This is a genomic window from Caulobacter sp. B11, from assembly GCF_002737765.1.
In the GTDB taxonomy this organism is placed as follows: domain Bacteria; phylum Pseudomonadota; class Alphaproteobacteria; order Caulobacterales; family Caulobacteraceae; genus Caulobacter.
The window spans coordinates 1-3,603 of the sequence record NZ_PEGG01000250.1 but is presented as its reverse complement, the minus strand read 5'-3'; the positions used below and the strand labels follow the sequence as shown (position 1 = coordinate 3,603).

The 3,603-nt window shown below is 66.3% G+C and carries 5 protein-coding genes; all 5 read left to right on the top strand.

The window, feature by feature from the left end:
• Nucleotides 1-9 precede the first annotated feature (9 nt).
• The gene (locus CSW58_RS10385; RefSeq protein ID WP_369825157.1) at nucleotides 10-426 is read left to right on the top strand and encodes a hypothetical protein; all 417 of its coding nucleotides are present in this window, start codon (nucleotides 10-12) and stop codon (nucleotides 424-426) included.
• 3 nt (nucleotides 427-429) lie between these two features.
• The gene (gene rplS, locus CSW58_RS10380; RefSeq protein ID WP_099447236.1) at nucleotides 430-825 is read left to right on the top strand and encodes a 50S ribosomal protein L19; all 396 of its coding nucleotides are present in this window, start codon (nucleotides 430-432) and stop codon (nucleotides 823-825) included.
• A 372-nt stretch (nucleotides 826-1,197) separates the two neighbouring features.
• Nucleotides 1,198-2,634: a 3-isopropylmalate dehydratase large subunit gene (gene leuC, locus CSW58_RS10375; RefSeq protein ID WP_099447235.1), complete on the top strand. Its 1,437-nt coding sequence runs from the start codon at nucleotides 1,198-1,200 to the stop codon at nucleotides 2,632-2,634.
• Complete coding sequence (leuD, locus tag CSW58_RS10370; RefSeq protein WP_099447234.1) at nucleotides 2,634-3,242, top strand: 3-isopropylmalate dehydratase small subunit; 609 nt, start codon at nucleotides 2,634-2,636, stop codon at nucleotides 3,240-3,242. Before leuC ends, leuD begins: the two co-directional genes overlap by 1 nt.
• A 107-nt stretch (nucleotides 3,243-3,349) precedes the next feature.
• The coding region (locus CSW58_RS10365; RefSeq protein WP_099447233.1) for a putative quinol monooxygenase at nucleotides 3,350-3,603 on the top strand (254 nt) is incomplete at its 3' end.

Sequence of the window (3,603 nt, the reverse complement as noted above, 5' to 3'; positions counted from 1 at the left end):
CCGGGCGTCATCGTCCTGTGCGGCCGTTTTCGAGGGTGGACCAGCGGGTGCTCGACGCCGGGGGTTCGAGGAGGTCTCGCCGTCGGAGACGCGGTGCTCGCCGGTGGCGAGGCGGCGGCGATGGTCGTGATCGAGGCGTGCGTTCGACTGGCCCCGGGGGTTCTGGGGAATATCGAGAGCACGCGGGAAGAAAGCTTCGAGGACGGGCTTCTCGAACATCCGCAGTACACGCGACCGCGGACGTTCGAAGGGCTGGGACATCCCCGAGGTGCTGCTGTCGGGCGACCACAAAGAAGGTGGCCCCAGTGGCGCAACAGTATGCGTGAGGACACCACCCGCGAGCGGCGACCCGATCTTTGGGAAGTCCATCTCGCCAATCAACAGGCAAAAGGCGGCCCGACCAAGGGTAAGCCCGAAAGGAACTAGACCATGGCGATCAACATCATCAAACAACTCGAGCAGGAAGAATCCGCTCGCCTCCTGGCTCTCCGGGCGATCCCCGACTTCCAGGCCGGCGACACTCTGCGCGTCAACGTGAAGATCAAGGAAGGCGAGCGCGAGCGCGTCCAGGCCTACGAGGGCGTCTGCATCGCCCGTTCGGGCGCCGGCGTTCACGAGAGCTTCCGGGTCCGCAAGATTTCGTTCGGTGAAGGCGTGGAACGTCAGTTCCCGCTGCTGTCGCCGAATATCGAGAGCATCGAAGTCAAGCGTCGCGGCGTCGTCCGTCGCGCCAAGCTGTACTACCTGCGCGACCGTCGCGGTAAGTCGGCCCGCATCGCCGAACGCGCCAATGTCCGCAAGGACAAGGTCGAAATCGCCGAATAGGCTTTCGACCTCAAGGTTGATGGAAATGGCCCCGGTGGAAACGCCGGGGCCATTTTCTTGGCTGCGACGCCGGCGTCCGTCCAGCCAGGGTTGGGTGCGATCACACCCTTCTTGACAGACCCTCGGTTTGGGAGGACCGTCTGGTCACCCCCACCGCTCCGGCGACGGGCTTACAGACCGCTCCCTCTTAGGGGGTGGCCCTCTTCGGATGGCGTCATGCCGCCGAAGCAAAATGCGATACGAGGGCGCGCCCCTGATCATTCAGGACCGGCGCGCCCTCATTCGGCGATCGTCGCAAAATTCACGCAAGAATTTGTCGCAGCCCCCGCCAGAGGCTGGATTTTCACGCACGATCCGCCCTATATCCCCGCCATGTCCGGCCAGAAAACCCTCTACGACAAGATTTGGGATGCTCACCTCGTCGGCGAAGCCGATGGCGAGGCGATCCTCTATATCGACCTGCACCTGATCCATGAGGTGACGACCCCGCAGGCCTTCGCCGGCCTGCGCGCGGCCGGCCGCAAGGTGCGCCGACCCGACCGCACGCTGGCCGTGGCCGACCACAACATCCCCACCGAGGGGCAGGGCCTGGGCGTCGACGCGGTCGCCGACGAGGAAGCCAAGCTTCAGCTCAAGACCCTGGCTCGCAACGTCGCCGACAACGGCATCACGTTCTTCCCGATGGGTGACATCAGGAACGGCATCGTCCACGTGGTCGGGCCCGAGCAGGGCCGCACCCAGCCGGGCATGACCATCGTCTGCGGCGACAGCCACACCTCGACCCACGGCGCCTTCGGGGCCCTGGCCCACGGCATCGGCACCTCCGAGGTTGAGCACGTCCTGGCCACCCAGACCCTGCGCCAGCGCAAGGCCAAGAACATGCTGGTCCGGGTCGACGGGCAGCTGGGCCCTGGCGTCACCGCCAAGGACGTGGCCCTGGCCGTGATCGGCGAGATCGGCACGGCCGGCGGCACCGGCTATGTGATCGAGTTCGCCGGCGAGGTCATCTCGGCCCTGTCGATGGAAGGCCGCATGACCCTGTGCAACCTGACCATCGAGGGCGGGGCCAAGGCCGGGCTGATCGCGCCCGACGAGGCGACGTTCGCCTATATCCAGGGCAAGCCCGCCGCGCCCAAGGGCGCGACCTGGGCCATGGCCCTGGCCCACTGGAAGACCTTCACCACCGATCCTGACGCGGTGTTCGACCGCACGGTCGTGATCGACGGCTCGGCGCTGGTCCCCATGGTCACCTGGGGCACCTCGCCGGAAGACGTCATCCCGGTGACCGGCAACGTCCCCGATCCGGAAAGCTTCGCCACCCCCGACAAGCGCGCCGCCGCCCACCGGGCCCTCGACTATATGGGCCTGACCGCCGGCCAGCCGATCTCGGAGGCCCGCATCGACCGCGTCTTCATCGGCTCCTGCACCAACAGCCGGATCGAGGACATGCGCGCCGCCGCCGTGGTGCAGGAGGCCTTCCTGCATGGCCGCCTGGTCGCCGACCACGTCAAGGCCATGGTTGTGCCGGGCTCGGGCCTGGTCAAGGAACAGGCCGAGGAAGAGGGCCTGGACGCCATCTTTAAGGCTGCCGGCTTCGACTGGCGCGAACCGGGCTGCTCGATGTGCCTGGCCATGAACCCCGACAAGCTGCAGCCAGGCGAGCGCTGCGCCTCGACCAGCAACCGCAATTTCGAGGGCCGTCAGGGCCGCGCCGGCCGCACCCACCTGGTCTCGCCGGCCATGGCGGCGGCGGCGGCGATCGCCGGGCATCTGGTCGATGTGCGGACTTTCCTCGAGGAGACCGTCTGATGCAGGCCTTCACCCGCCTCGACGGCCGCGCCGTGCCGCTGTCCCTGGCCAATATCGACACCGACCAGATCATCCCCAAGCAGTTCCTCAAGACGGTGGAACGCGAGGGCCTGGCCAAGGGCCTGTTCTACGATTTCCGCTTCGACGGCGAAGGCAAGCCGATCGACGACTTCGTGCTCAACCGACCGGAGTACAAGGGCGCATCGGTGATGATCGCCGGCGACAATTTCGGCTGCGGGTCGTCGCGCGAGCACGCCCCGTGGGCGCTGATGGATTTCGGGATCATGTGCGTGATCTCGACCAGCTTCGCCGACATCTTCTACAACAACTGCTTCAGCAACGGTCTGCTGCCGGTGGTGCTGGCTCCCGACGAGGTCGCCGCCCTGATGGACGAGGCCAAGGGCGGCAACCACATGGTCAGCATCGACCTGGAGGCCCAGACGGTCATTTCGCCCTCGGGCAAGACCTTCAGCTTCCAGATCGATCCTCAGCGCAAGGACAAGATGCTGCGCGGCCTGGACGCCATCGGCGAGACCCTGATCCACGGCGCCGACATCGACCTGTTCGAAAGCCAGCGCGCGCTCGACCGGCCGTGGCTGGAGACTTGACGGCCCAACCTATCAAACTGGGCCAGCTGAAGGCGGCTCCGAGCATTGCCCCCGGATCCCAGACAGCCTCTGCGTGGCTTCAGGGACGCCCCTTGAAGAGCAAACCCATGACCATCATCCTTGCCGGTGTCATCCGTATCGATCCTGAGCGCAGGGCGGCGTTACTGCCGCACCTTCGCGCCCAGATGGAGGCCTCGCGCCAGGAACCAGGGTGCCTCGATTTTGCTTTGACCGAAGACCCGCTCGATCCCGGCGTGATCCGGGTCTTCGAGCATTTCGCCGACAAGGCTGCGCTGGAGCATCACCAGGGCACGCCGCATATGGCGACCTGGCGAGCCGCATGCGCGGCGCTGGGAACCTA

Bases quoted from the DNA above. Each gene is read 5' to 3' on its own strand.
- rplS (WP_099447236.1), top strand. From the start codon at position 430: ATGGCGATCAACATCATCAAACAACTCGAGCAGGAAGAATCCGCTCGC.
- leuC (WP_099447235.1), top strand. From the start codon at position 1,198: ATGTCCGGCCAGAAAACCCTCTACGACAAGATTTGGGATGCTCACCTC.
- leuD (WP_099447234.1), top strand. From the start codon at position 2,634: ATGCAGGCCTTCACCCGCCTCGACGGCCGCGCCGTGCCGCTGTCCCTG.